The organism is Nocardioides sp. CFH 31398 (assembly GCF_022436705.1).
Taxonomy (GTDB): Bacteria; Actinomycetota; Actinomycetes; order Propionibacteriales; family Nocardioidaceae; genus Nocardioides.
In genome coordinates, this window is sequence record NZ_JAKUHT010000003.1 from 190,911 (window position 1) to 213,939 (window position 23,029).

The 23,029-nt window shown below is 77.4% G+C and carries 24 protein-coding genes and 2 riboswitches; of the genes, 16 read left to right on the forward strand and 8 right to left on the reverse strand.

What is annotated here, in order from left to right:
* Positions 1-4: 4 nt before the first annotated feature.
* Genes MJ876_RS03235 through MJ876_RS03255 form a run of 5 tightly spaced genes read left to right on the forward strand, consistent with a single transcriptional unit; the run spans position 5 to position 4,857 of the window.
* Positions 5-1,030 carry an iron ABC transporter permease gene (locus tag MJ876_RS03235; RefSeq protein ID WP_240234632.1) on the forward strand — a complete coding sequence of 342 codons (1,026 nt, stop codon included), beginning with the start codon at positions 5-7 and terminating at the stop codon, positions 1,028-1,030.
* Positions 1,027-1,803: an ABC transporter ATP-binding protein gene (locus MJ876_RS03240; RefSeq protein ID WP_240234633.1), complete on the forward strand. Its 777-nt coding sequence runs from the start codon at positions 1,027-1,029 to the stop codon at positions 1,801-1,803. The genes MJ876_RS03235 and MJ876_RS03240 overlap by 4 nt, the downstream gene beginning before the upstream one ends.
* A 5-nt stretch (positions 1,804-1,808) precedes the next feature.
* Positions 1,809-2,657 (forward strand): nitrite reductase, encoded by an 849-nt coding sequence (locus MJ876_RS03245; RefSeq protein ID WP_240234634.1) that lies wholly within the window; start codon positions 1,809-1,811, stop codon positions 2,655-2,657.
* A complete protein-coding gene (locus MJ876_RS03250) occupies positions 2,654-3,310 on the forward strand; it encodes a precorrin-8X methylmutase (RefSeq protein ID WP_240234635.1) in 657 nt (218 codons plus the stop codon). Before MJ876_RS03245 ends, MJ876_RS03250 begins: the two co-directional genes overlap by 4 nt.
* The gene (locus tag MJ876_RS03255) at positions 3,307-4,857 is read left to right on the forward strand and encodes a precorrin-2 C(20)-methyltransferase (RefSeq protein ID WP_240234636.1); all 1,551 of its coding nucleotides are present in this window, start codon (positions 3,307-3,309) and stop codon (positions 4,855-4,857) included. Before MJ876_RS03250 ends, MJ876_RS03255 begins: the two co-directional genes overlap by 4 nt.
* Before the next feature lie 237 nt (positions 4,858-5,094).
* Here MJ876_RS03255 and cobM read toward each other — a convergent pair whose 3' ends face one another.
* Both cobM and cbiE read right to left on the reverse strand, forming a co-directional pair.
* Positions 5,095-5,856 (reverse strand): precorrin-4 C(11)-methyltransferase, encoded by a 762-nt coding sequence (gene cobM, locus MJ876_RS03260; RefSeq protein ID WP_240234637.1) that lies wholly within the window; start codon positions 5,854-5,856, stop codon positions 5,095-5,097.
* Positions 5,844-7,043 (reverse strand): precorrin-6y C5,15-methyltransferase (decarboxylating) subunit CbiE, encoded by a 1,200-nt coding sequence (cbiE, locus tag MJ876_RS03265; RefSeq protein WP_240234638.1) that lies wholly within the window; start codon positions 7,041-7,043, stop codon positions 5,844-5,846. Before cbiE ends, cobM begins: the two co-directional genes overlap by 13 nt.
* Before the next feature lie 59 nt (positions 7,044-7,102).
* Positions 7,103-7,289, forward strand: a riboswitch (cobalamin riboswitch).
* A 23-nt stretch (positions 7,290-7,312) separates the two neighbouring features.
* Here cbiE and MJ876_RS03270 point away from each other — a divergent pair.
* From MJ876_RS03270 to MJ876_RS03315, 10 genes are all read left to right on the forward strand, one after another.
* Positions 7,313-9,391, forward strand: coding sequence for a VWA domain-containing protein (locus tag MJ876_RS03270; RefSeq protein ID WP_240234639.1), 2,079 nt, complete (start codon positions 7,313-7,315; stop codon positions 9,389-9,391).
* Positions 9,388-10,029 (forward strand): 5,6-dimethylbenzimidazole synthase, encoded by a 642-nt coding sequence (bluB, locus tag MJ876_RS03275; protein ID WP_240234640.1) that lies wholly within the window; start codon positions 9,388-9,390, stop codon positions 10,027-10,029. Before MJ876_RS03270 ends, bluB begins: the two co-directional genes overlap by 4 nt.
* Before the next feature lies 1 nt (position 10,030).
* Positions 10,031-10,645, forward strand: a complete 615-nt coding sequence (gene cobO, locus MJ876_RS03280; protein ID WP_240234641.1) for a cob(I)yrinic acid a,c-diamide adenosyltransferase — start codon at positions 10,031-10,033, stop codon at positions 10,643-10,645.
* The gene (locus MJ876_RS03285; protein WP_240234642.1) at positions 10,642-12,000 is read left to right on the forward strand and encodes a cobyrinate a,c-diamide synthase; all 1,359 of its coding nucleotides are present in this window, start codon (positions 10,642-10,644) and stop codon (positions 11,998-12,000) included. Before cobO ends, MJ876_RS03285 begins: the two co-directional genes overlap by 4 nt.
* An 8-nt stretch (positions 12,001-12,008) precedes the next feature.
* The gene (cobC, locus tag MJ876_RS03290) at positions 12,009-13,040 is read left to right on the forward strand and encodes an Rv2231c family pyridoxal phosphate-dependent protein CobC (RefSeq protein WP_240234643.1); all 1,032 of its coding nucleotides are present in this window, start codon (positions 12,009-12,011) and stop codon (positions 13,038-13,040) included.
* A gap of 68 nt (positions 13,041-13,108) precedes the next feature.
* Positions 13,109-13,194: riboswitch (cobalamin riboswitch) on the forward strand.
* 61 nt (positions 13,195-13,255) lie between these two features.
* A complete protein-coding gene (locus tag MJ876_RS03295) occupies positions 13,256-13,480 on the forward strand; it encodes a CbtB-domain containing protein (RefSeq protein WP_240234644.1) in 225 nt (74 codons plus the stop codon).
* A gap of 13 nt (positions 13,481-13,493) precedes the next feature.
* Complete coding sequence (locus MJ876_RS03300; protein WP_240234645.1) at positions 13,494-14,282, forward strand: CbtA family protein; 789 nt, start codon at positions 13,494-13,496, stop codon at positions 14,280-14,282.
* Positions 14,279-14,623 carry a hypothetical protein gene (locus MJ876_RS03305; protein WP_240234646.1) on the forward strand — a complete coding sequence of 115 codons (345 nt, stop codon included), beginning with the start codon at positions 14,279-14,281 and terminating at the stop codon, positions 14,621-14,623. Before MJ876_RS03300 ends, MJ876_RS03305 begins: the two co-directional genes overlap by 4 nt.
* A complete protein-coding gene (locus MJ876_RS03310) occupies positions 14,620-15,588 on the forward strand; it encodes a nicotinate-nucleotide--dimethylbenzimidazole phosphoribosyltransferase (RefSeq protein WP_240234647.1) in 969 nt (322 codons plus the stop codon). The genes MJ876_RS03305 and MJ876_RS03310 overlap by 4 nt, the downstream gene beginning before the upstream one ends.
* The gene (locus MJ876_RS03315; RefSeq protein WP_240234648.1) at positions 15,581-16,336 is read left to right on the forward strand and encodes an adenosylcobinamide-GDP ribazoletransferase; all 756 of its coding nucleotides are present in this window, start codon (positions 15,581-15,583) and stop codon (positions 16,334-16,336) included. Before MJ876_RS03310 ends, MJ876_RS03315 begins: the two co-directional genes overlap by 8 nt.
* 17 nt (positions 16,337-16,353) lie before the next feature.
* Here MJ876_RS03315 and cobU read toward each other — a convergent pair whose 3' ends face one another.
* Positions 16,354-16,878, reverse strand: a complete 525-nt coding sequence (gene cobU / locus MJ876_RS03320; protein WP_240234649.1) for a bifunctional adenosylcobinamide kinase/adenosylcobinamide-phosphate guanylyltransferase — start codon at positions 16,876-16,878, stop codon at positions 16,354-16,356.
* 17 nt (positions 16,879-16,895) lie between these two features.
* On the opposite strand from cobU, the gene MJ876_RS03325 reads away from it, so the two are divergent.
* Positions 16,896-17,840 carry a cobalamin biosynthesis protein gene (locus tag MJ876_RS03325; protein WP_240234650.1) on the forward strand — a complete coding sequence of 315 codons (945 nt, stop codon included), beginning with the start codon at positions 16,896-16,898 and terminating at the stop codon, positions 17,838-17,840.
* On the opposite strand, the gene MJ876_RS03330 is transcribed toward MJ876_RS03325, so the two are convergent.
* The 5 genes from MJ876_RS03330 to MJ876_RS03350 form a co-directional block, all read right to left on the reverse strand.
* The gene (locus MJ876_RS03330; RefSeq protein WP_240234651.1) at positions 17,800-18,534 is read right to left on the reverse strand and encodes a cobalt-precorrin-6A reductase; all 735 of its coding nucleotides are present in this window, start codon (positions 18,532-18,534) and stop codon (positions 17,800-17,802) included. The genes MJ876_RS03325 and MJ876_RS03330 overlap by 41 nt on opposite strands.
* Positions 18,531-20,039 carry a cobyric acid synthase gene (locus MJ876_RS03335; RefSeq protein WP_240234652.1) on the reverse strand — a complete coding sequence of 503 codons (1,509 nt, stop codon included), beginning with the start codon at positions 20,037-20,039 and terminating at the stop codon, positions 18,531-18,533. The genes MJ876_RS03330 and MJ876_RS03335 overlap by 4 nt, the downstream gene beginning before the upstream one ends.
* Positions 20,040-20,105: 66 nt before the next feature.
* Positions 20,106-21,329 (reverse strand): 2Fe-2S iron-sulfur cluster-binding protein, encoded by a 1,224-nt coding sequence (locus MJ876_RS03340; protein ID WP_240234653.1) that lies wholly within the window; start codon positions 21,327-21,329, stop codon positions 20,106-20,108.
* Positions 21,326-22,240 carry a xanthine dehydrogenase family protein subunit M gene (locus tag MJ876_RS22095; protein WP_240234654.1) on the reverse strand — a complete coding sequence of 305 codons (915 nt, stop codon included), beginning with the start codon at positions 22,238-22,240 and terminating at the stop codon, positions 21,326-21,328. Before MJ876_RS22095 ends, MJ876_RS03340 begins: the two co-directional genes overlap by 4 nt.
* 7 nt (positions 22,241-22,247) lie before the next feature.
* Positions 22,248-23,027: an enoyl-CoA hydratase/isomerase family protein gene (locus MJ876_RS03350; RefSeq protein WP_240234655.1), complete on the reverse strand. Its 780-nt coding sequence runs from the start codon at positions 23,025-23,027 to the stop codon at positions 22,248-22,250.
* Between the last annotated feature and the right edge of the window lie 2 nt (positions 23,028-23,029).

Here is a 23,029-nt window from a genome sequence, read left to right on the forward strand (position 1 = left end):
CGCGGTGAGCGCCGTCCTCGCCCGGCCGTGGGTGCTCGGGCCCGCGGGTCTCGTGCTGCTCGCGGTCTCGGTCGCCGCCGCGACGACGGTGGGCCCCTCGACGCTGGGCCCGACCGACGCGTACGCCGTCGCGTGGTCCCGGCTCACCGGCGCGGAGTCGGGGCTCAGCGTCCTGCAGGAGGCGATCGTGTGGGACCTGCGGCTGCCCCGCGCCGTCCTGGCCGCGGTCTGCGGTGCCGGGCTCGCGCTGGTCGGGGTGGTCCTGCAGTCGCTGCTGCGCAACCCCCTGGCCGACCCCTACCTGCTGGGGGTCTCCTCGGGCGCCTCCACCGGGGCGGTCCTCGTGGTCGTCCTCGGGATCGGCGCGGGGGCTCTCGGCCTGGCCTCCGGCGCCTTCCTCGGCGCGGTGGTCGCGTTCGGCCTCGTGCTGGCGCTCGGCCTGCTCGCGGACGGCACCCCGGACCGCATCGTCCTCGCCGGCGTCGCGGTGACCCAGCTGTTCACGGCGCTGACCTCGTTCGTGGTCTACGTCGGGGCGGACGCCGAGCAGACGCGCGGCGTGCTGTTCTGGCTGCTGGGCTCCCTCGCCGGCTCCACCTGGACCGATGTCGTCCTGTGCGGGGTGGTGGTCGGCCTCGGGGCGGTCCTGTGCGGGCTCGCGGCGGGGTCGATGGACGCCTTCATGTTCGGCCAGGACGCCGCCGCCACCCTCGGGGTGCCGGTGGCCGCGGTCCGGGTGGTCCTGCTCGTCGTCACCGCCCTCATGACCGCCGTCGTGGTCTCGACGTCGGGGGCCATCGGGTTCGTGGGCCTGGTCCTGCCGCACGTCGCCCGCGGCCTCGTCGGCGTCGGCCACCGGGTGCTGGTGCCGACCGCGGCGGTGCTCGGCGCCGTCTTCCTGGTCTGGGTCGACACCGCGGCGCGGCTGGTGATCGCCCCGCAGGAGCTGCCCGTCGGCGTGGCGACCGCGCTGGTCGGGGTGCCGGCCTTCGTCGTCGTCCTGCTGCGCCGCCGGCGGGGGCGCGCATGAGCATCACCGCACGGGCCGTGAGCTGGGCGGCACGCGACCGGCTCGTCGTCGACGGCGTCGACCTGCACGTCCCCCCCGGGGCGACCGTGGGGCTGCTCGGGCCGAACGGGTCCGGCAAGTCCACCCTGCTACGGCTGCTGGCCGGCCTCCGTCCGGCGTCCTCCGGCGTCGTCCGCCTGGGCGACGACGACCTGTCCGGGCTCGGCCGCCGGGCCGTGGCGCGCCGGCTCGCGGTGGTCGACCAGGAGTCCGGCACCGACACCGACCCCACCGTCGCCGAGGTCGTCGCCCTCGGCCGCCTGCCGCACCGGCGACCCTGGGCGGGGGAGCGGGACGTCGACCGGGCGGCGGTGCTCCGCGCCGCGACCGCCATGCGCACCGAGCACCTGCTGGCGCGCCGCTACGCCACGCTGTCCGGCGGGGAGCGCCAGCGCGTCCAGCTGGCGCGGGCGCTGGCCCAGGAGCCCAGCGAGCTGCTGCTGGACGAGCCCACCAACCACCTCGACGTCCGCCACCAGCTGGAGCTGCTCGCGCTCGTCGTCTCCGCCGATGTCACCACCGTCCTGGCGCTGCACGACCTCACCCTCGCCATGTCGTTCTGCGACGAGGTCGTGGTGCTCGACGGGGGCCGGGTGGTCGCCGCCGGCGCCCCCGCGACGGTGGTCACCGCCGACCTCGTCGCCCGCGTGTACGGCGTTGAGGCGGTCGTGGAGTCGACCGCCTCGGGCCCCTCGGTCCGCTACCTGCGCGCCCTGCCGCGCCTGGAAGCATGACCGGCGTGAGTCCGCCGACCCCGACCGGCGCCCGCACCCGCGCCGACCGCTGCCCCGGCCTCGCGCGACCCTGGATCGCCGACGACGGCGCCCTCGTGCGGCTGCGCCTGCTCGGCGGCGCCGTGGGCGCCGACCAGCTGGCCGCCCTGCTCGACGTCGCGGAGGCCCACGGCGACGGCGCCGTCCACCTCACCCGGCGAGCCAACCTCCAGCTGCGGGCCCTCCCCCACGACGGCGAGGGTCGCCTGCGGCCCGACGTCGCGGACGCCGTCCTCGCGACCGGTCTCGTGCCGAGCGCCAGCCACGAGCTGGTCCGCAACTACCTGCTCTCCCCCGGCCTGGGCGCCACGCGCGCCGACCTGCGGCCGCTGCTGTCCGCGCTGGACGCCGCCGTGTGCGGCTCCCGGTCGCTGGCCCGGCTCTCCGCACGGTTCCTCGTCGTCCTGGACGACGGGGGCGGCGAGGTCCTCGACCGGCCGTGCGACCTCGGGCTGGTGGCCCTGTCGGGGACCCGGGCACAGCTGCGGGTCGGCGACGGGCTCGGGCCCGTGATCGACCTGACCGACGCCGTGCCCGCGCTGGTCGCGCTCGCCGAGACCTTCGCGGAGGCCCGGGGCACCGGGCCCGACGCCCCCTGGCACGTCACCGAGCTGCCCGCGCCCCTCGACCACCCCCTGGCCGTGCCCACGCCGCCCGACCCCGCCCTGCCGGCGCCCACCGGCGCGCCGCCGTACGACGCCGCCCACGTGGCGGTGCCCGACGGGCGGCTGACCAGGGGCCTGCCCCTGCCCGCCGGCGACCTCGTCGTCACGCCGTGGCGATCGGTCGTCCCCGACCCGAGGAGAGCCGCATGAGACCTCCCACCCGGCGCTACCCCTACGAGGGCGACGGCGCGGCGATCTACGCGGAGTCGTTCGCGACGATCCGCGCCGAGACCGACGTCTCCCACCTGCCCGCCGACGCGGAGAAGGTCGCCGTGCGGATGGTCCACGGCACCGGCCAGACCGACCTCGCGGGCGACCTCGTCGTCCACGAGGCCTTCGTCGGGGCCGCCCGGGCCGCCCTCGTCGGGGGCGCGGCCATCCTCGTCGACGCGCACATGGTCGCCTCCGGGGTCACCCGGGCCCGGCTGCCCGCCGACAACGAGGTCGTGTGCACGCTGCGCGAGCCCGGCGTCACCGACCTCGCCCGCGCCTGGGGCACCACCCGCTCCGCCGCGGCCCTCGGGCTGTGGGGCGACCGGCTCGAAGGCGGGGTCGTCGCCATCGGTAACGCGCCCACGGCCCTGTTCCACCTGCTGGAGATGCTCGCCGACGGCGGGCCGCGGCCCGCGGCCGTCGTCGGGTGCCCCGTCGGGTTCGTGGGCGCGGCCGAGTCGAAGGCCGCCCTGGAGTCGCTCGCGGACGACCACGGCGTCGACGTGCCGTACCTGACCGTCCGCGGGCGCCGCGGCGGTTCGGCGATGACCGCGTCGGCCCTCAACGCACTGGCCCAGGAGGACGAGTGAGCAGCCCCGCGACCGGACGTCTCCACGGGGTCGGGCTCGGCCCCGGCGACCCGGAGCTCATCACCCTCAAGGCGGCCCGGCTCATCGGCGCCGCCGACGTCGTGGCCTACCACGCGGGCGTCGGCAAGCAGTCCCACGCGCGCTCGATCGCCGCCGACCTGATCCCCGACGACGCGATCGAGGAGGAGCTGCGCTACCCCGTCACGACCGGCACGACCGACCACCCGCAGGGTTACACCGGCGCGCTCGCCGACTTCTACGCCGAGGCCGCCGCCCGCCTCGCCGCGCACCTCGAGGCGGGCCGCGACGTGGTGGTGCTCGCCGAGGGCGACCCGCTGTTCTACGGCTCGTTCATGTACCTCCACGACCGGCTCGCCGACCGCTTCCCCACCGAGGTCGTGCCGGGCGTGCCCGCCTTCGCCGCGGCGGCCGCGGGCGCCGCGCTGCCGCTCGTCCGCCAGACCGACGTCCTCACCGTGCTGCCCGGCACCCTGCCCGCCCCCGAGCTGGCGCGCCGGCTCGCCGACACCGACGGCGCGGTGGTGATGAAGCTGGGCCGCACGTTCCCCGCCGTCCGCCAGGCGCTCGTCGAGGCGGGACGCCTGGACGACGCGACGTACGTCGAGCGCGCCTCGACCGCGCAGGAGCGGACCATGCCGGCCGCCGAGGTGGACCCGGCGAGCGTCCCCTACCTCTCGCTGCTGCTCGTCGAAGGCGACAGCCGCAACGGACGCCGCAGCCGCGACGTCGCTCCCCCGGTCGCTGAGCCCGAGCCGGTCGCCGTCCCCGGGTCGGACCGGGCGGCCGAGCTGCTCGTCGTCGGGCTGGGCCCCGGCCCGGACACCTGGCTGACCCCGGAGGCCTCGTCGGCCCTGGCGGAGGTCGAGCACGTCGTCGGCTACGCGCCGTACGTCGACCGGGTGCCGCAGCGCGCCGGTCTCACGCGGCACGCGTCGGGCAACACCGTCGAGCTCGACCGCGCCCGGCTCGCCCTCGACCTGGCGCGCCGCGGCGAGCGCGTGGCGGTGGTCTCCGGCGGGGACGCCGGCGTGTTCGGGATGGCGACGGCGGTCTTCGAGGCCGTCGCCGCGGACCCGGCCTACGACGACGTGCCGGTGCGGGTGCTGCCGGGCGTCTCGGCCGTGCAGGCCGTCGCGGCCCGGGCCGGGGCCCCGGTGGGGGCCGACTTCGCGGTGATGTCGCTGTCGGACCGGCTCAAGCCCTGGTCGCTGGTCGAGCGGCGCCTCCGCGCCGTTGCCGAGGCCGACCTCGTGCTCGCGGTCTACAACCCCGCCTCCCGGTCGCGGACCGACCAGGTGGCCAAGGCCTGCGCCGTGCTCGGCGAGGTGCGCGCTCCCGACACCGTCGTCGTGGTGGGCCGTGACGTCGGCCGGGCCGAGGAGTCGCTGACGGTCACCACCCTCGGCGACCTCGACCCCGCGAGCATCGACATGAAGTGCCTGCTCATCGTCGGCTCGTCGGCCACCCGCGTCACCCGCGGCGGCCGGGTCTGGTCGCCGCGATCGACGGACCCGGGCACCTCCTGACGACCGGCGGTCTCGACGCGCTCGTCGCCCAGGGGCTCCTCGCTGCTCGACCACCTCACTCACCGGTGGTCGAGCAGTGAGCGAGCGCCAGCGAGCGAACGTCCGTCGAGACCCCGCCCGCCGCCACCCGGAGGCCGAGGTCTCGACAGGCTCGACCGACGGTGGTCGCGCACCCCTGGCGATGCCCGGCGGTCTCGACGCGCTCGTCGCCCAGGGGCTCCTCGCTGCTCGACCACCTCACGCACCGGTGGTCGGGCGGGGGCGGGCGGCGTCGTACAGGTGGGACTCGCCGCCGCCGGTGGTGCCGAGCACCCGGCCGACGATGATGACGGCGGCCTGGCGCAGCCCGGCGTCCTCGACCTGCGCGCCGATGTCGGCGAGGGTGCCGCGCAGCACCAGCTCGCCGGGCTGGCTGGCGCGGAAGACGACGACGGCGGGGCAGTCCGCGCCGTAGTACGGCGCCAGCCGCTCGGCGAGCTCGGTGGTGCGGGTGACGGCGAGGTGCAGCACGAGGGTCGCGCCGGTGGCCGCGAACGCCTCCAGCGACTCGCCGTCCGGCATCGGCGTCGAGCGGGCCTGGGCGCGCGTCAGCACCACCGACTGCGCCAGCAGCGGCACGGTCAGCTCGGCCCCGACCAGCGCCGTCGCGGCGGCGTACGACGGCACGCCGGGCGTCACGTCCCACGCCACGCCCGCGGCGGCGAGGCGGCGGGTCTGCTCGGCCAGCGCCGAGTAGACCGACGGGTCGCCCGAGGTCAGCCGCACGACCGCCAGTCCCTCGGCGGCGGCCTCGACGAGCACCGCGGTGATGCGGTCGAGGTCGAGGGCCTGGCTGTCGACCAGCCGGGCCTCCGGGGAGCAGTGCGTCAGGACCTCGGGGTCGAGGTAGGTCCCCGGGTAGACGACCACGTCGGCGGCCGCGAGCAGCCGCGTGGCCCGCACGGTCAGCAGGTCGGCGGCCCCGGGCCCGGCCCCCACGAAGTGGATCACGCCGACCACGCCCACTGGGTGACCGTGCGCGCCGGCGTCCAGCCCGTCATCGAGCCCAGCGGGGCCGCGGTCTCGACCCCGTGGCGGGTGAGCTCCCCGCCGTGCTCGGCGTACGCGCGGGCCACGAGGGTCTCCGACTCGACCGTCACCGCGTGCGCGACCAGCCGCCCCCCGGGGCGCAGCGCCGCGAGGCAGGCGTCGAGCACGCCGGGCGCCGTCAGCCCGCCACCGACGAAGACCGCGTCCGGCCCGTCGAGACCGGCCAGCGCGTCCGGCGCGGGCCCCCGCACGACCTCGAGGCCGGGGACGCCGAGCGCGGCGGCGTTGCGCGCGACGCGCTCGGCCCGGTCGGGGTGCCGCTCGACCGCGACGGTGCGGCAGGTGGGGTGGGCGCGGGCCCACTCGATGCCGACCGAGCCCGCCCCGGCGCCGACGTCCCACAGCAGCTGCCCGGGCTGGGGGGCGAGCCGCGCCAAGGCCGACGCGCGGAGGTCCCGCTTGGTGAGCTGGCCGTCGTGCTCGTAGGCGTCGTCCGGGAGACCGGCCGCCCAGCCGCCGAGCACCGGGCCGAGGCATTCGAGGGCGAGCACGTGCAGGCGCGGGCCCTCGCCGGACCACGTGGCCGCGGTGGCCTCGTGACGCGACTCAGTGGCCGCGCCCAGGTCGCCGAGCACCGTCATCCGGGTCGCGCCGTAGCCGGACGAGACGAGCAGCGCCGCGACCGCCGCGGGGGTGTGCTCGTCGGAGGACAGGACCACGACGCGGGCGCCGGGCGACAGCGCGCGCCGCAGCAGGTCGACGTCGCGACCGACCAGGGTGAGCGTCGTCGTGGTCTCCGCGGCCCACCCCATCCGGGCGCGGGCGAGCGCGACCGACGAGACCGCCGGGTGGACGACGACGGCGTCGGCGCCCAGGAGGTCGACGAGGGTGGTCCCGATCCCGGACACGAACGGGTCGCCCGACGCGAGCGCGACGACCGAGGCGTCGCCGACGGACACCAGCAGGGCGGGCAGCCCCTCCCGCAGCGGCGAGGGCCACGGCTCGCGCCGCTGCCCGGGCACGTCGGGCACGAGCGCCAGGTGTCGTGCCCCGCCGAGCAGCACGTCGGCTCCGAGCACCCGCGTCCGCAGCGGCTCGGGGACACCCGGCCAGCCGTCGGCACCCAGACCGACGACGTGGATCCTCGGGCCCGGCACGACGGCGACCCTAGGACAACCGACCGCCGGGACGGCGGGCGACCGGGTGCCGGTAGCGTCACCCGGGACAGGCACGAGGTGCCCACGGGCCCGGGGAGACAACCGGCGCCACGGGGAGAATCTGGGAAGCCGGTGAGAATCCGGCACAGGGCCCGCTGCGGTGACCTGCGGCGCCGCCGGCTCGACGAGAGCCGGGCACGGCGCACGTGGGAAGTCCGAAGACCGGCCTCGCGCCCCCATCTTCTTGGCGATGCGAGCGGGAGCCCCACGTGCCAGTGCACTACCCCTTCTCTGCCGTCGTCACCTCCGGTGACGACGACCCCCTGGCGTTGGCCCTCGTGCTGACCACGATCTCGCCGGCGATCGGCGGGGTGCTGGTCCGCGGCGAGAAGGGCACCGCGAAGTCGACGATCGTCCGGGCCCTCGCCGGCGTGCTGCCACCGATCGACGTCGTCGCGGGCGACCGGTTCTCCTCCGACCCGGCCGACCCCGCGCCGCGGTCCCCCGACGGTCCGTTCGGCCCGGACGCCGAGGTCGAGACCCGGCCCGTCCGCCTGGTGGAGCTGCCCGTCGGCGCCACCGAGGACCGCGTCCTCGGCTCCCTGCACCTCGAGCGGGCGCTCAGCGAGGGCCGGGCGGAGTACGAGCCCGGGCTGCTGGCCCGCGCGCACCGCGGCGTGCTGTACGTCGACGAGGTCAACCTGCTGCACGACCACCTGGTCGACCTGCTCCTCGACGCCGCCGCCATGGGCTCCTCCACCGTCGAGCGCGACGGGGTCTCCGTCGTCCACGACGCCCGGTTCGTCCTCGTCGGCACCATGAACCCCGAGGAGGGCGAGCTCCGCCCCCAGCTGCTGGACCGCTTCGGGCTGACCGTCGAGGTCGCCGCGCCGCGCGACCCCGCGCTGCGGGTCGAGGTGGTGCGCCGCCGGATGGCCTACGACGCCGACCCCGACGGCTTCGTCGCGTCGTACGCCGACGCCGAGGCCGCGCTGACCGACCGGATCCGCGCCGCCCGGGACGCCGTCGCCGACGTCGTGCTGTCCGACGCCGCGCTGCTGAGGATCGCCGAGATCTGCGCCGCCTTCGAGGTCGACGGCATGCGTGCCGACCTGGTGCTGGCCCGCGCCGCGGTGGCGCACGCCGCCTGGCACGGCCGCGACCGCGTCGCCCGCCCCGACATCCGCGCCGCCGCGATCCTCGCGCTGCCGCACCGGCGGCGGCGCAACCCCTTCGACGCCCCCGGCATCGACACCGACCTCCTCGACGCGCTCCTCGACGGCTTCGAGCCGGAGCCCCCCGAGCCGGAGCCCGAGCCGGAGCCCGGCCCCGACCAGGGCCCCGGGCCCGACGGGGGTCCCGACGCCGTGCCGACCGACGACACGACCGGCGGGCCCGACCCGTCACCCGGGCAGGGCCCGGACCAGACGGGCCAGACCCAAGACCGGGCCCCCGACGGCACCGACGGCTCCGAGGCCCCCGGGCGTCCGGCCGGCTCCGATGCTCCCGGGGGTTCCGCCGGGGCCGGCACCACCGCCGCGGTCGGGACGCCGTACCGGCCGCGGCTGTTCACCGTCGGCGGCACCGGGGCCGGCGAGACCGGCCGCCGCAGCCGGGCGGTGACGGAGTCGGGCCGGCGCACCGGCGCGCGGCGCCGCGAGCCCGGGGCGGGCGGGTCGGTCGACCTCGTGCAGACGGTCCGGGCCGCCGCCCCCCACCAGGGGCGGCGCGGCCGCACCGGTGGTCGCCTGCGGCTCGACCCCGACGACCTGCGGGTCGCGACGCGGGAGGGTCGCGAGTCGAACCTCGTGCTGTTCTGCGTCGACGCCTCCGGCTCGATGGCGGCCCGCAAGCGGATGGAGCAGGTCAAGACCGCGATCCTGTCGCTGCTCCTCGACGCCTACCAGCGGCGCGACAAGGTCGGCCTGATCACCTTCCGGGGCGCGGACGCCGACCTGGCGCTCCCGCCGACCCACTCGGTCGACATCGCCGCCACCCGGCTGGCGGAGCTGCCCGCGGGCGGCCGGACGCCGCTCGCCGAGGGCCTCCTGCTCACCGACCGGGTGCTGGCCCGGGAGCGCGTCCGGGACCCGCGCCGTCGTCCGCTGCTGGTGCTGGTCACCGACGGCCGGGCCACCGCCGGCGCCGACGCCGTCGCCCGGTCCCGGCAGGTGGCCGACCACCTCGCCGCCGCCGGGGTCGCGAGCCTCGTCGTCGACTGCGAGGCCGGTCCGATGCGTCTCGGGCTGGCGAGCACGCTGGCGGAGCACCTCGGCGCCGAGCACGTCCCGGTCGCGGAGGTCAGCGCGCAGGCGCTGACCAGCGTCGTCCGGGACCGGGTCGCGTGAACGTCTACGAGGCCATCGAGCGGCGCCGCGACGTGCGCACGGAGTTCACCGGCGAGGTCGTGGACGACGCCGTGCTGACCCGCGTCCTCGGGGCCGCGCACCGGGCGCCGAGCGTCGGCATGAGCCAGCCGTGGGACTTCGTCGTCGTCCGCGACCCGGCCACCCTGGCGGCGTTCGCCGACCACGTGGCCCAGGAGCGGGAGGCCTACGCCGCCGAGCTGCCGCCCGAGCGCGCCGAGCGGTTGGCGCCGATCACCGTCGAGGGTGTCCGGCGCGCCGGCACGGGGGTGGTCGTCACCCACGACCCCGACCGCGGCGGCCCGCAGGTCCTCGGACGGCGGACCGTGCCGGGCACCGGGCTGGCCTCGACCTACCTGGCCGTCCAGAACCTCTGGCTCGCCGCGACCGCGGAGGGCCTCGGCGTGGGCTGGGTGTCCTTCTACCGCGAGGAGCGGCTGCGGGCGCTCGTCGGCGCCCCGGCGCGGGTGCAGGTCGTGGCCTGGCTGTGCGTCGGTCCGGTCACCTCGCTGGCCGAGGTCCCCGACCTGGAACGCCACCACTGGCGCAGCCGCCGACCGCTGGCGGACGCCGTCCACACCGAGCGCTGGTCCGACCAGCACGAGAGCGAAGGAGCCTGAGATGCCGCAGGGCAAGGTCGAGGTCGTGCCCGACGACGGGCTGACGACGGCGCAGCGGCGGCGGCTGCCGCTGCTGATGGTCCACACCGGCGACGGCAAGGGAAAGTCGACCGCGGCGTTCGGCCTGGCCATGCGCGCGTGGAACCAGGGCTGGGACGTCGGGGTGTTCCAGTTCGTGAAGTCCGCGAAGTGGCGCATCGGCGAGCAGACCGTCCTCGAGCGGCTCGGCGAGCTGCACGAGGCCACCGGCGAGGGCGGACCGGTGACCTGGCACAAGATGGGCGCCGGGTGGTCGTGGTCGCGCAAGGCCGGCGACGAGACCGACCACGCCGCCGACGCCGCCGAGGGCTGGGCCGAGGTCCGGCGGGCGATCGCCGAGGAGCGCCACGACCTCTACGTGCTCGACGAGTTCACCTACCCCATGGAGTGGGGCTGGGTGGACGTCGAGGAGGTGGTCGCCACCCTGCGCGACCGGCCCGGGCGGCAGTACGTCGTCGTCACCGGTCGCCGCGCGCACCCCGCGCTGGTCGAGGCGGCCGACCTCGTCACCGAGATGACGAAGGTCAAGCACCAGATGGACCGCGGTCAGAAGGGCCAGAAGGGCATCGAGTGGTGAGGCTCCCCCGCCTCGTCGTCGCCGCCCCCGCCACCGGGCAGGGCAAGACGACCGTGGCGACCGGCCTGATGGCCGCGCTGCGGCGCCGCGGGCTCGCCGTCTCGGGCCACAAGGTCGGGCCCGACTACATCGACCCCGGCTACCACGCGCTGGCCTGCGGACGGCCCGGCCGCAACCTCGACCCGCACCTCGTCGGCGAGGACCGGGTCGTCCCGCTGCTCCTGCACGGCGCCGCCGTCCCCGCACCCGCCGACGTCGCGGTCGTCGAGGGCGTCATGGGGCTGTTCGACGGCAAGGTCGGGGGCCGCGGCTTCTCCTCCACCGCCCACGTCGCGGCCCTCACCGCCTCCCCCGTCGTGCTGGTCGTCGACGTGTCCCGGTCCTCGCGCACCCTGGGCGCCGTCGTCCACGGCCTCGCGACGTACGACGACGACGTGCACGTCGCCGGCGTGGTGCTCAACCAGGTCGGCTCGCCCCGGCTCGTGGAGGAGATCAGCGACGCCGTCCGCCTGCCGGTGCTCGGGGCCCTGCCCCGCGACCCCGGCCTGGCGGTGCCGTCGCGGCACCTGGGGCTCGTGCCCGCCGCGGAGCGCGCCGAGGCCGAGGCGACCCTCGACGCGCTGGCCGCGCGCGTCGAGGAGCACGTCGACCTCGACGCCGTCCTCGCCCTCGCCCGCGCCGCGCCGGACCTGGACGCCGCGGCCTGGGACCCGGCCGCGGAGGTCGCACCGCCGTCCGCCGCGCGCCCCCGGGTCGCCGTGGCCGGCGGGCGCGCGTTCACGTTCTCCTACGCGGAGACCACGGAGCTGCTGACGGCCGCGGGCTGCGAGGTCGTCGTCTTCGACCCCACCCGCGACCCCCTGCCCGAGCGGACGGCCGGGATCTACCTGGGCGGCGGCTTCCCCGAGGTCCACGCCGCGTCGCTGGCCGGGAACCACGCCCTGCTCACCGCCGTGCGGGACGCCGTCACGGCCGGCGTCCCCACCGTCGCCGAGTGCGCCGGGCTGCTCTACCTGTGCCGCACCCTCGACGACACCGCCATGGTCGGCGCCCTCGACGCGACCGCCGCGATGGCGGAGCGGCTGACCCTGCGCTACCCCACCGCCGTCGCCGCGGCCGACACCCTGCTGACCCGGGCGGGCGAGGAGGTCACCGGCCACGAGTTCCACCGCACCCTCACCGCCCCCGAGGCCGGCGACGTGCCGGCCTGGCGGATCGGGGACGACGTCGTCGGGCACGCGGGGCCCACCCTGCACGCGTCGTACCTGCACACCCACTGGGCGGGCCACCCCCGCCTGGCGCAGCGGTTCGCGGACGCCGTCCACGCCCACGAGGCCACGCGGGCGGCCCCGTGAGCGGCCCCGTGAGCCGCCCCGTCGACCCGCTGCGCCACCACGGCGACGCGGAGCTCGGCGAGGGGCTGCTCGACCTCGCCGTCAACGTGTACGACGGCCCCCGACCGGCCTGGCTCGACGAGACGCTGCGTGCCTCGCTGCTCGACGTCGGCGCCTACCCCCACCCCGGCGCCGCCGAGCGGACGGTCGCGGCGCACCACGCCCGCGAGCCCGAGGAGGTGCTCGCCACCGCGGGCGCGGCCGAGGCCTTCACCCTCGTGGCCCGGCTCCGGCCGTGGCGGCGCCCCGTCGTGGTGCACCCGCAGTTCACCGAGCCGCACGCCGCGCTGCAGCAGGCCGGGCACGCCGTGACCGTGGCGTCGTGCCGGGCCGAGGACGGCTTCGCGCTCGACCCCGCCGCGGTGCCCGACGACGCCGACCTCGTCGTCGTCGGCAACCCCACGAACCCCACCGGCGTCCTCCACCCGGCGGCCAGCGTGCGGGCGCTGGCCCGGCCCGGGCGGCTGGTGGTGGTCGACGAGGCCTTCATGGACACCGTGCCCGGCGAGCCCGAGACCCTCACCGGCCCGCCGGCCGGGCCCGGCGGGGACGGCGGCGACGGGCTGGTCGTGATCCGCAGCCTGACGAAGCACTGGTCGATCCCCGGCATCCGCGCCGGCTACCTCCTCGGACCCCCCGACGTCGTCGCCGCCCTGCGCGACGGCCAGACCCCGTGGTCGGTCTCCACCCCCGCGCTGGCCGCGATCGGGGCGTGCTGCACGCCCCGGGCCCGGGCCGAGGCCGAGCGTCGGGCGCTCGAGATCGCGGGGTGGCGCGCCGCCCTGGTCGACGGGCTCAGCGGCCTGGGGGTCGAGGTCGTCCCCGGCCGGGCGTCGTTCGTGCTCGCCTGCGTCGGCACCGGCGTGCGCGAGCTGCTGCGCGGGCGCGGCGTCGCCGTCCGCCGCGCCGACACGTTCCCCGGGCTCGACGGCACCTGGGTGCGCATCGCCGTCCGCGGGCCCGGGCCCACGGCGCGTCTGCTGGCCGCGCTCGAGGCGTGAGCCGCGCCACGCGCGGACGCCGTACCGGCGACGGACGGCGGGGGGCTACGCTGCGCCAGCGGGCACGAGGAAGCCGGTGGGACTCCGGCGCAGTCGCGCTACTGTGACCGGCCCTCCCGAGGAGCACCAGCTCGGGGGAGGTCGGGAGCCAGACCCGAAGGTCCGCTCCACTCCCACCGACCCCGGGGCGCATGATCCCCGGAAGGAGCGCACCGATGTCGCAGTCCACCCCTGCCCCCACCTCGCTCGCCGGCGGCGTCGAGGTCTCCCCGATCCCGGTGCTGCGGCTGCTGCCGTGGCTGCTGTTCGCCGGCCTGCTGTCGCTGCTGGTCCTCTTCTTCGTCTCCGCCGACCAGGGTGCCGTGTCGATCCCGGCCGGGACGGCGGTCCACGAGTGGGTCCACGACGGACGCCACCTGCTCGCCTTCCCCTGCCACTGAGGGCGGGCCTCGGATGAGTCCCCGCACCTTCCTGGTCCACGGGCTCCTCGCCGGCCTGCTCGCCGGCCTCGCGGCCTTCGCGGTCGCCTTCACGGTCGGGGAGCCTCCGATCGACGACGCCATCGCCCTCGAGGAGTCCGCGGCGGCCAGCGAACCCCACAGCCACGACGGCACCGAGGAGGAGGGCCACTCCCACGCCGACGAGGGCGAGAGCGGCATCAGCCGCGGGCAGCAGGCCGGTCCCGGTCTCGCCACCGCCACCCTCGCCGTGGGGACCGCCCTGGGTGGTCTCGTCGCCCTGGCCGCGGCCGCCGTCATGGGACGCATCGGCAGGCTCACCCCGCCGCAGTCGACCGCGCTGGTGGCAGCCGTCGGCTTCGTCGCGGTCGCGCTCGTCCCGTTCCTGAAGTACCCGGCCGTGCCTCCCGCGGTGGGCTCCGGGGACACCATCGGCTCGCGGACGGCCCTCTACTTCACGTTCCTGCTCGTCTCGGTCGTCGCCGCCGGGGTGGCGCTCGCGGCCGCGTCGCGGCTCGCCCGCGCGGGCTCCGCGTACGCCGCGACCGCCGTCGGGGTCGCGGGGTACGTCGGGGCGGTGGTCGTGGCGGGGGCGCTGATGCCCCGCGTCGACGAGCTGGGTGCCTTCCCGGCCGACGTCCTGTGGCAGTTCCGGCTCTCCTCCCTGCTCACCCTGGCCACGCTGTGGGCCGTCCTCGGCTTCGCCCTCACGGGGCTGGTCGGACGGTCCTGGCGCACGCACGTGGCCGCGACCGACCGTCGCGCCCTGGCGGCCTCCCTGTGAGCAGGCCGGACGTCACCGTCACCGTGTGCCGTGACTGCTGCTGCGGCAGCGGGTCGAAGCACCCCGGCACCGACCACGACGAGCAGCGGGAGCGCCTGCTCGCCTGCGCGAGCGACACGGTCCGGGTCAGGGTCAGCGACTGCCTCGACGAGTGCTCGCGCAGCAACGTCGTCCACGTGCGCGACCACCGACGGCCCCGCCGCGAGGCCGACACGTGGCTGGCGCGGGTCCTCGGCCCGCGTGAGACCGAGGCCCTCGTCGGCTGGGTCTCCGACGGCGCGTCCGCCCCGCTGCCGCCCGCGCTGCGGGCGCGGTCCTTCGGACGGCGCGGGCCCGCGTGAGGGCCCCGGACGCCGCGGCCGAGGAGGCCGCCCGCGAACGCCTCGCCGGTCTCGCGACGCCCGCCGGCGCGCTCGGCCGGCTCGGCGACCTGGCCGTGTGGGTCGCGGCCTGCCAGGCGGCGTGCCCCCCCGAGCCGCTGGACGACGTCGTGTGCGTGGTCCTCGCCGGCGACCACGGGGTCGCGGCCCACGGGGTCTCGGCGTACCCGGCCGAGATCACCGGACTCATGGTGGCCACGCTGCGGGCGGGCCGGGCGGGGGTCTCGGCGCTGGCCGCGGCCCACGGCGTCGCGGTCCGGGTCGAGGACGTCAGCGTGGGCCGCCCCAGCGCCCCCCTCCACCTCACCGACGCGGTCTCCCGGACGCAGGCGGAGGCCGCGCTGGCCCGCGGGCGGGCGATCGCCGCGGAGGAGCGTGGACGCGACCTCGTCGTCCCCGGCGAGGTCGGCATCGGCAACACCACCCCCGCGGCCGCGCTCACCGGGGCGCTGCTCGGCCTGCCGGCCACCGAGGTGACCGGGACCGGCACCGGGCTGGACGGCGAGGCCCTGGCCCGCAAGACCGCCGTCGTGCAGGCCGCCCTGGACCGGACCGCCGACCTCACCGACCCCGTCGACCTCCTCGCCGCGCTCGGCGGGGAGGACCTGGCCGTGATGACGGGCCTCCTGCTCGGCGCGGCCGAGGCCGGCGTCCCCGTGCTGCTGGACGGCGTGGTCTCCGTCGCGTGCGCCCTCGCGGCCGAGGCGGTCGCGCCCGGGGTGGCCCGCTGGTTCGCCGCCGGGCACCGCTCCACCGAGCCGGCCCAGGCGGTGGCGCTGGAGAAGCTCGGCCTGGTCCCGGTGCTCGACGCCGGCATGAGGCTCGGCGAGGGCTCCGGTGCGGTCGCCGCCGTCCCCCTGCTGCGCGGAGCGGTGGCCCTGCTGCGTGACACCGCGAGCCTCGAGGAGGTCCTGCGGGGTGGGTGACGGATGGCGCCTGGCCGTCGGCACGCTCACCGCCCTGCCGGTCCGCCCACCGTCGCGGGTCGACCCCGGCGTCGCCCGCCACTCGCTCCTGCTCGCCCCGCTCGCGGCGGTGCCGCTGGGCCTGCTGGCGGGCGTGCTGGCGTGGGTCGGGCGCGAGGCCGGTCTGGCGCCGTACGCCGTGGCCGTCGTCGTCGTCGGGGCGGTCGTCGCGGGCAGCCGCGCGTTCCACGTCGACGGGCTCGCCGACACCGCCGACGCCCTGACCTCCTCCTACGACGCGGAGCGGTCGCTGGCCGTGATGCGCTCCGGGGACACGGGCCCCGCCGGCGTCGCGGCCGTCGCCCTGGCCCTGCTGGCCCAGACCGCCGGGACGGCGGCGCTCCTGGGCCCGGCCTGCGGGCCGGCGCTCCTGGGCGCCTGCGTGGCGCTGTCGCGGGTCGCCCACGCCGCGGCCTGCACCCGGGGCGTCCCCGCGGCCCCCGGCTCGCGGCTCGCGGCGCCGTACGCCGGCGCGATCGGCCGTCCGGCCGCGGCGGCGCTGTGGGTCGGGGCGGGCGTCGTCCTCGCCGCGGTCGGGACCCTGGCGGGCCTCCCCTGGTGGCGGGGGCCGCTGGCGCTCGCGGTGGCGGCGCTGCTCGTGGTGCTGCTGGTGCGCCGAGCCGTGCGGCGGCTCGGCGGGGTCACCGGCGACGTGTTCGGCGCGTCGATCGAGACCACCCTGGCGGTGCTGCTGGTGGGGCTCACGTGAGGCGCCCGGGGCTCTGCTCAGAGGTGCAGCGTGCGGCCCGCGACCACCAGGACGACGTCGTCGCAGACCGTCGCCACCCGCTGGTTGACCGTGCCGAGCAGGTCGCGGAAGACGCGCCCCGAGCGGTGCTCGGGCACGACGCCCGAGCCCACCTCGTTGGTCACGAGGACCACCGGCCGGGTCGTGGCCGCGACGGCCTCGACCAGCGCGTCGAGCCGCTCGCCCACGGAGGCCTCGAGGGCGTCGCGGGCGGCGTCCCACCCGGCCTCGTCGAGCAGGGCGGTGAGCCAGGTGCCGAGGCAGTCCACGAGCACCGGGCCCCCCGCCTGCGAGACCGCCGCCGCCAGGTCGCGGGTCTCCCGCGTCTCCCAGGACGCCGGGCGGCGCGCGCGGTGCCGGGCGAGCCGGTCGGCCCAGTCGGGGTCGGGGTCCTCGTCCGTCGTCGGGCCCGGCGCCACGTACAGGGTCGGACGATCGGCCAGCAGCGACTCGGCGTACGCCGACTTGCCCGAGCGGACGCCGCCGGTGACCAGGACCTTCACGCTCCCGGAGGCTACTGGTGACCGCGGCCGGCCTCCTGCTCGGCCACGGGCTCGACCGGCTCCTCGGCGACCCCCGCCGCGGTCACCCCGTCGCGGGCTTCGGCGCGCTCGCGGCGCGCGTGGAGTCGCGGCTGTGGGCGGACTCCCGACCCCGGGGGCTCGTGCACTGCGTCGTCCTGGTGGGCGGCACGGCGCTGCTCGGCGCGGCGGTGGACCGGGCGACCCGCGACCACCCGCCGGTGCGGACCGCGGTCGTCGCCGCGGCGACCTGGACGGTCCTCGGGGGCACGTCGCTGGAGCGCGAGGCCCACGCGATCGGTGCGTCGCTGACGGCCGGCGACCTCGCGGCGGCGCGCGCCCGGCTGCCGCACCTCGTCGGCCGCGACCCCTCCGTGCTCGACGCCGACGGGATCGCCCGCGCCGTGGTCGAGTCGGTCGCGGAGAACACCTCGGACGCCGTCGTGGCGCCGCTCGTGTGGGGCGCGATCGCCGGCACACCCGGCCTCCTCGCCTACCGCGCCGCCAACACCCTCGACGCGATGGTGGGCCACCGGACGCCGCGCCACGAACGGTTCGGGTGGGCCTCGGCGCGCCTCGACGACGTGCTCAACCTCCCCGGTGCGCGACTCGCGGGGTTGCTGGCGGTCGCCGTCGGACCCGACCGGGCCGGCGCCGCCCGGGCCTGGCGCCGTGACGCCGGAGCGCACCCCAGCCCGAACGCCGGGGTGGTCGAGGCCGCGTTCGCGGGCGCCCTCGGGCTGCGGCTCGGCGGCGAGACGGCGTACCCGGGCCGGGTCGAGCAGCGCCCTCGGCTGGGCGACGGTCGCGTGCCCACGCCGGACGACGTCGAGCGGGCCTGCCGGCTGGCCCGTCGGGTGCAGACGGGCTCGGCCCTCGTCGCGGCGGCCGCCGCCCTCGCCGTCAGCCGCGCACCCGGGCCACGGCGGCGTCGACGTCGGTGACGACCTCCACGCCCGCGGCCGGGCGTGGGCGGGCGACGACGACGACGGGCACCCCCAGGGCGGCGGCGGCGTCCAGCTTGGGGCGGGTGTGCTCGCCGCCGGAGTCCTTCGTGACCAGGACGTCGGCGCCGTGCCCCTCCAGGAGCGCCCGCTCGCCGGGCAGCGTGTAGGGCCCCCGGTCCTGCAGCAGCGACCAGGCGGGGGGCAGCGCGACCTCCGGCGGGTCGACCACCCGCGCCAGCACGGCGTGGTCGGCGAGCGGCGCGACGAAGCGGTCCAGCGACTGCCGGCCGACGGTGAGGAAGGGGCGCCGTCCGAGGGTCGCGGTCGCGGCGGCGGCCGCGTCGTGGTCGTCGACCCAGTGCCAGTCGGCGGCCCCCGGCAGCCCCGACCAGCCGGGCCGCTCGAGCCGCAGCAGCGGCACCCGCTCCGCGGCGCAGGCCTCGGCGGCGTGGGCGGAGATCCCGTCGGCGAACGGGTGGGTCGCGTCGACCACGAGGTCGTACGCCGCCTCGACGAGGTGGGTCCGCAGCCCGGCCACGCCCCCGAAGCCGCCGAGCCGGACCTCGCCGCGGGGCAGCCGCGGCCGCTGCACCCGTCCGGCCAGCGAGGACACCACGTCGACGCCGTCGTCCACGAGCGCGTCGGCGAGCGCGCGCGCCTCGGCGGTGCCGCCGAGCAGCAGCACCCTCATCGGTGCGACCCGGGCGCCAGCAGCGGCAGGTCCTCGGGGGCGCCCGCGGCCGCGAGGGCCAGGAGCGCGTCGACGTCCAGGTGCTGCTCGACCAGGTCGGCGAGCAGCTCGAAGCGCGCCTCCCGCGCCGCGGGGAACGACACGCCCGACGGCGGCAGGGACGTCCCGACCGCCTCGGCCACCGAGGCGAGGTAGGCCGCGCGGAAGCCGTCCGACTCCAGCGTGCCGTGCCACATGGTCCCCGCCACGACCCCGTCGCGCACCCCGCCGGGGAAGGGCTCGCCGTCGCCCGCGGCCGCCCGGCCGTGGTGGATCTCGTAGCCGCCGACGGCCTCGCCGTACGCGGTGCCCGACGGCAGCCGCAGCACCTTCTCGGCGGTGAAGCGCGTGGCGAGGTCGAGCAGGCCCAGGCCCTCGGCCGCACCCGGTGCGCCCTCGACCCCGTCGGGGTCCTCGACGACCCGCCCGAGCATCTGGCAGCCGCCGCAGATCCCGAGCACCGGTCGCCCGGCGGCGGCGTGCGCCGCGATCGCGGCGTCGAGGCCCCGCTCGCGCAGCCACGCGAGGTCGGCGCGGGTGGCGCGCGTGCCGGGCAGGACGAGGAGGTCGGCGTCGCCGAGGTCGGCGGGGCGCGTCACCCAGCGGACGTCGACGTCCGGCTCGAGCCCGAGCGCGTCGACGTCGGTGAAGTTGCTGATCCGCGGGAGCCTGACGACGGCGACGCGCAGCGCCCTGGCCCCGGTCGGTCGCGCGGCCGAGGCCAGGTCGAGCGCGTCCTCGGAGTCCAGCCAGATGTCGCCGCGCCACGGCAGCACGCCGTACGTCGGCCGGCCCGTGAGGCGGGCCAGCTCGTCGAGCCCGGGGCGCAGCAGGTCGACGTCGCCGCGGAACTTGTTGACCACGAAGCCCGCCACCAGCCGCTGGTCGGCGGGCTCGAGGAGGGCGACGGTGCCGAGCGCGGCGGCGAACCAGCCGCCCCGGTCGATGTCGCCGACCACCACGACCGGCATCGCGGCGTGCCGCGCGAGACCGAGGTTGGTGTAGTCGCCGGCGCGCAGGTTGATCTCCGCCGGACTGCCGGCGCCCTCGGCGACGACGAGCCCGGCGCGGGAGGCGAGGTCGTCGAAGGCGGCGTGGGCCGCGGCGGCGAGGTGGCGTCGGCCGTCGACCCAGTCCGCCGAGTCGACCGTCCCGGCCGGACGGCCCATGACCACGACGTGGCTGCGGCGCTCCCCGCCCGGCTTGAGCAGGACCGGGTTCATCGCGGGCTCGGGCTCGGCCCGTGCCGCGAGCGCCTGCGTCCACTGGGCGCGACCGATCTCGACGCCCTCGCCGGTGGCGGGGTCGCGGCAGACCATGGAGTTGTTCGACATGTTCTGCGCCTTGAACGGCGCCACCCGCACCCCGCGGCGCGCCGCCGCGCGGCACAACCCGGTCGTCAGGACGGACTTGCCGGCGTCCGAGGTCGCCCCGGCGACGAGGAGCGCCGAGACCCGTTCCGCCACCACGTCACGCTAGCGAAGCCCCCGCCGGCCCCGACGCCCTCCCCGGGCCGGTTGGTCGAGGGCGTGTCAGGGCCGGCGTCGGCGTCCGGACGTGGCGCGCCGGCGGCGGGCACGCACCCGGTCGACGAGGCTCGACCAGAGCAGGGCGACCGCGCTCGGGGGCCGGGCGTCGACGGCGGGCTCCTCGCCGGCCGCGGCCCGGTCGAGCGCGCGGGCGAAGTCGGCGAACATCCGCCGGCTGACGTCGCCGGCCAGCGACCGCCCGAAGCCGGCGATGCGACCCGTCAGGAAGACGTCGGCCGTCGCGCGCAGGGTCGTGCCGCCGTCGTCGCCGGGAGCGGCGACCATCGTGATCCCGGCCTGCGCCCCGCCGCCACCGCTGTCGCGGCCCTGGCCGTTCATGCGGATCCGCTCGTCGGACTGCTCGAGGATGTGGGCCATCCCGTTGAACGCCAGCTTGACCGGTCCCAGTGCCACGCGCGCGCGGCCCCGGTACCAGTCGTCCCCCAGGTCGTCGGTGAGCTCGGCGCCGGGCAGGCAGCGGGCGAGCAGCCGGACGTCGTGGAAGACCCGCGCGACGTCCTCCGGCGCCGCGTCGAGCGCGCTGGTGACGTCGATGCGGATCGTCGGCTCGCCCTCGGGCAGCGCGATCTCCTCGGGGTGGCCCTCGTCGGCGCCCGGGCCCTCGCCCGCGGGCTGGTCGACGGCCGGTGGGACCGTCGTCCCGGCCGCGGTGCGACCCACCAGGGTCCGCCGGTGGCAGTTGCCGGGCCCGGGGAGCCCGTCACGGTGGGCGTGGGCGACCTCGTCGACGGCGTCGACGATGCCGCGGTAGCCGGTGCACCGGCACAGGACGCCGGAGAGCTTGCTCGGCAGGTCCTCGCGCTCGACGTCGGGCTCGTGGGTCAGCAGGTCGTAGGAGCTCATCAGGAATCCCGGGGTGCAGAAGCCGCACTGCAGGCCGTGGTGGCGCCCGAACGCCTCCTGGAGGGGGTGCAGCTCGTCCGGTCGTCCGAGGCCCTCGACGGTCGTGATCTCGGCGCCGTCGAGCTGGACGGCGAAGAGCAGGCACGCCCGCGCCGCGTCGCCGTCGACGAGGACCGTGCACATGCCGCAGATCCCGTGCTCGCAGCCGACGTGGGTCCCGGTGAGGCCGAGGTGGTCCCGCAGGGCGTCGGACAGGGTGACGCGCGCCGGGAGCGAGACCGTCACCGGGCTGCCGTTGACGGTGAGGCTCACCTCGACGTCCTGGTCGGCTCCGGTGCGGGCGGTGGGCTGGGGCAGGGTCATCGGGGGCTCCGCTCGGTCTCGGGACGGGTGGCACGCAGGTACGCCGCGGCGACCTCACGGGCGATCAGCCCGCTCAGGAGCCGTCGGCGGTACTCCGGGCTGGCGTGGCTGTCGCCGCCCGTGTCGACGACGGCGCGGGCGACGTCGCCGGCGTGCCCGGCGAGGGCGCTCACCAGCTCGCCCCGTGACGGGGCCGGGCCGACGGCCTCCAGGCCGGCCCGCAGCTCCGCCGAGACGTCCGCGGTGACCGGGACGTCGGACACCCCGAAGCAGGTGACCCGGGCCTCGGGACCGTCGCCGTGGCCGGGCGCCCGGACGCGGACCGCAACGCCGGCCAGGGCGAAGTCGCCGTGGCGACGGGCGAACTCGCCGAACCCGAAACCCTCGTCGCGCCGGGCGACCGGGAACGCCACCTGGGTCAGCAGCTCGTCGGCCGCCACCGCGGTGGTCATCGCGCCGCTGAAGAAGTCGGCCGCCGGCACCTCCCGGGTGCCGTGGGTGCTGGTGAGGACCATCGTCGCCCCCAGGCAGCGCGCGACGGCCGGCAGCTCCGCGGACGGGTCGGCGTGGGCGATGCTGCCGCAGACCGTCCCCCGGCTGCGGATCTCGCGGTGGCCCACCCAGGGCAGTGCCATGCGCAGGAGCGGGACCGCCGCGGCCAGCTCCGACCTCTCCGTGCGCCGCTGCCGCACGGTCGCGCCGACCCGGACGACGTCCCCGTCGCGCGTCAGCGCGTCCAGCTCGGGGACGGCGTTCACGTCCACCAGCAGCGCCGGACGCCCCAGCCGCATGGCGAGGACGGGGACCAGCGACTGTCCCCCGGCGATGACCTTGGCGTCCTCGCGCGCGAGGTCGGCGACCACCTCCTCGACGGTCCCGGGACGGGTGTAGGCGAACGGCGCGGCCTTCACGGGGTGCTCACCGGCCCTCGAACTGCGGGGTCCGCTTCTCCCCGAACGCGGCGACGCCCTCGGCGAAGTCGTGGCTCGCCCGCAGCATGGAGTAGGCCTTCCGCTCCAGCTCGATACCGGTGTAAAGGGGGCCGTCGACGCCGCGGTCGAGGACCTCCTTGGCGGTGCGCATGGCCAGCGGCGAGTGCCTCAGCAGGGTGGTGACCACCTCCTCGAGGGCCTCGGAGAGCGCGTCGGCGTCGGGGCAGCAGCGCGCCACGAGCCCCCAGTCGTAGGCCTGCTGGCCGGTGATCCGCTCCCCGGTGAGGACGTGGTACTTCGCGCGGGAGAGTCCCACGAGACGCGCGAGACGCTGGGTGCCGCCGCTGCCGGGGATCATGCCGAGCTTCATCTCGGGCAGCGCGAACCGCGAGCGCTCCGTGGCGAGGCGGATGTCGGCCGACAGCGCCAGCTCGAGGCCGACGCCGAAGCAGTAGCCGTCGACGGCGACCACGACCGGCTTGGGGCTGCGCGCGGCCGCCGTGACGTCCTGGCCGAGGTCGGTCAGCTCGACGGGCTCGACCTCCATGAAGCCCGCGATGTCGCCGCCGGAGGTGAAGTGCTCACCCTCCGCGCGGATGACCACCACGTGGACCTGCGGGTCGGCGTCGACCTCGGCGAAGCGGTCCGCCATGACCCGCCGGGTCTCCATCGTGATGACGTTGTACTTCCCGTGGTCGATCACCAGGTGGGCGACCGCGCCGCCGTGGCTGTGCTCGAGTCGGATCTCGCCTCCGGTCAGGGGCATGG